We start from the raw sequence: 3,143 nt of genomic DNA, 5'->3' as shown, positions 1-3,143 counted from the left end.
CGCAGCGGTGACAGCGACAGCCGTAAGCCTTGAAAATACTGGTTTTGCGAGCTGTATTCCGCAGCCGGTATGATCCCGACAAGCTTCCAGCCCACGCTGGACATCTTTTTATACAAAATCGTCTTCTTACCGCTCCCCTGCCCGTAGACCAAATCCCCGCTCTGTCCCTCAAAAGGGCCGATCGAAGGATAATAAGCGTCCAGCGTAAGATTCGTTTCCATATCCGGGGGGCCTGCGAGAATCCGGTTGTTCTCGTCCAGCAGCAGCACGAAGCCCGTTTTTTCCAATGCCACCTGCCGGACCTGGCTGGCGATGACCCCCTGATCCAGATTGATCTGCAGATTACCGATCGGCTTGTATTTATCGGTGCTGCGGATCGGTCTTGCCAGCGTGATCATCTTTCTCACCCCTTCAAAGGTCCACTGCCGGTGGACCGAAGACCACCATTTGGGATGCTCGGCATAATAATCAGGATCCCTCTCCGTGACATCCTGGAACTCCGACCGCACCAGCGACTTGTAGGAGATCGAGTCCTTGGCCCCAAGCGGCTCGACGATGATGTTCGCGATATAGTCTTTGGAAAAGGCGAGGCTTGTCAGAAAGTTGATGACGGCGGTCTGCTGCACATAATTGCTTTCAGAGCTTTTTAAATAGGACTGCACGCCTTCGTTGCCGATCAGAAAAAGCGAAATGTTCTCAACGTCCTTGACCATCGTCTCCAGATAGACATCCAGCTGCCTGAGATTGTTCATTCCGGAGGTTTTGGCTTTTTCCTCGGTCAGGCTCTCGGCCATTTTGTAGGAGAAAATGCCGAGGAACAGCAGCGGAACCAGCGCGGCCAGAATAGTGAGCAGAGACAGCTTATGCTTCAAGGATGTTCCGAACCAATGCTGCATATGAGCCCTCCTACGTCGGTTTATGAAACTATCATGTAATATTATATAACATTGAAAACGCTTGCTACTAAACTAATTGGCTTTATCACAGAGATTCATGTTAGGTTTATTCACTATCTTAGAAGATCACTAGGTCTTAAGTAAATGGTTAAAAAGTCGCAGTAGAATCCGTTTCGCATTTAAAACTCGTCGGTTGAGGGAGTATTTCACGCGTCAGAGCCTACGCCCAGAGGAGCGCCGTTACTACAGCTATGATCCGATCCTGTTTACGCTGGAAGCCTCGTTTTCCTGTTTACAAAATAAAACGGGGAAAGAGCATCGCTCTCTCCCCGTTTCTATACATCCGGCTCAGCCGGCCTCCAGTCGGCCCCTGCATTCCAGGTTACTCTTCATCAGCCGCTTGTCTTGCATGATGTTACTCTTCATCAGCCGCCTGTCTTGCATGATTGTACAGCTGCTCATAGTATCCGTGCATGGCCAGCAGTTCGTCATGGGTGCCTTCCTCAATCGCCCGGCCGTCTTTCATCACCAGAATGCGGTCGGCGTGCATAACCGTGGACAGCCGGTGGGCGATCACCAGCGTCGTCCGCCCGGTAGACACGTTCGCCAGCGCGCTTTGCACCAGCTGCTCCGTATGCGAATCCAGGTTGGCGGTCGCCTCATCCAAGATGAGGATCCGCGGCTCAAAGACCATGATCCGCGCGAAGGAGATCAGCTGCCGCTCCCCGGCTGACAGGCCGCTGCCCCGCTCCGAGAGCAGTGTGTCGTATCCGCCGGACATTCGCATGATCATGTCGTGCGCGCCGACGAACCGGCAGGCATCCATCACCTTTTCACGGGAGATGTCCTCCTGAAACAGCCGGACGTTATCGAGGACGGTTCCCGCGAACAGATAGGGCTCCTGCTGGATCAGTCCGACGAGACGGTGGAGCTGCTGCTGCGGAATATCACGGATATCCGCCCCGTCGATTTTGATGCTGCCGGAATTAACGTCGTAGAACCGGTTCAAGAGGCTGATCATCGTGCTCTTTCCCGCCCCCGTCGTTCCGACGATGCCGACCATTTCCCCGGGCTTCAAATGGAGGTCGAGATGGGGAATAACCGGCTTGGATTCCGAATAGCCGAAAGAAATGTGATTGAAGTCGACCCGGCCGCGGGCTTCGGACAAGCGCAGCCGGCACGTTTGGTCAGGCTCCGGGTCCTTTACTTCGGGCTCGGTGCTGAATATTTTCCAGATCCGGTCCATCGATACGGTCGTCGACTGGAACGTGTTCCACTGCATCGTGATCTGGTTGATCGGCTGGAAAAACTGCCGGATGTAGCTCGTAAACGCGTACAGAACGCCGACGGCCATATGCTCATGGAATACCGCCAGTCCGCCCAGCCAGACGACCGTGACGAGGGCGACGTTGCCCAGAATGTCGAAGGTCCGGTTAAACAGCACGTTGGCGCGGACCTCCCTCATGTTCGCTTCCCAGTAGCTCTGGTTATTTTCGTTAAAACGCCGGGTCTGCTCCTCTTCCTGGCGGAACGCCTGAATCAGCCCCATCCCGGACAAATTCTCCGCAATGAATCCGATTAACCGCGACAAGCGGCTCCGGGTTACCTGGTACGCCTGGCGTAGATAGCGGCGGAACAGGAAGGCCACGAGGCCGATGACGGGCAGCACGATCATCGAATACCAGGCCAGCGTCGTATCGAGCTGAAACATAAAGACAATGATCAGTACGAGCGTCATGCCGTCGCGGATCAAGCTGAGCAGCACCTGTGTGAAAAACTGGCTGATCGTCTCCGTGTCACTGGACACATTGGTCACCAGACTGCCGCGGTGCACGCGGTCGAAATAGGACATCGACAGCTTGGAAATATGCTGGAACAGGTCCTTCCGGATCTGTGCCACGATGCTTTGACCCGCGTACTGCAGTAGGTTATTCTGCAAATACGTGAATAAGAAGCTGACGATCGAAATGCCGAGATAAATGCCGGCGATCGTGGCGATATAACCCAAGTCCCTGCCGCCGACAGCCAAATGATCGTCGATCACGATCTTGACCAGATACGGCTGCAGCAGATCGGCGGAAATGCCGAGGATCGCGCAGACAAACACGCCGGCAAAAGCCCACTTGTGCGGTTTGCCGTAAGCCAGTATCGCCCTGAAGGCTTCAAATGATCTTTTCTTTTCCGCTGCATCCTTTGCTTGCGTTGCCTTGAGGGCAGCGGCTGAAGAATTAGGCATGCTGCAGTCCC

Annotated in this window: 2 protein-coding genes; both read right to left on the bottom strand. The window is 54.4% G+C overall.

All coding sequences use genetic code 11. The annotated features are described in order from the left end of the window. On the bottom strand, positions 1-896 hold an 896-nt coding region (locus tag CPT76_RS34865; RefSeq protein WP_258169091.1), incomplete at its 3' end, for a cache domain-containing protein. Positions 897-1,311: 415 nt separating this feature from the next. Then, positions 1,312-3,132 carry an ABC transporter ATP-binding protein gene (locus CPT76_RS34860; protein WP_105446148.1) on the bottom strand — a complete coding sequence of 607 codons (1,821 nt, stop codon included), beginning with the start codon at positions 3,130-3,132 and terminating at the stop codon, positions 1,312-1,314. Between the last annotated feature and the right edge of the window lie 11 nt (positions 3,133-3,143).

This window comes from Paenibacillus sp. AR247, from assembly GCF_002968895.1.
In the GTDB taxonomy this organism is placed as follows: domain Bacteria; phylum Bacillota; class Bacilli; order Paenibacillales; family Paenibacillaceae; genus Paenibacillus_AQ; species Paenibacillus_AQ favisporus.
Note: the sequence above shows the minus strand (reverse complement) of the source record. Positions and strands in the feature narration are given on the sequence as shown.

What these genes read in the sequence shown, in the direction of transcription:
- CPT76_RS34860 (WP_105446148.1), bottom strand. Translation starts at nt 3,132, where the DNA reads ATGCCTAATTCTTCAGCCGCTGCCCTCAAGGCAACGCAAGCAAAGGAT.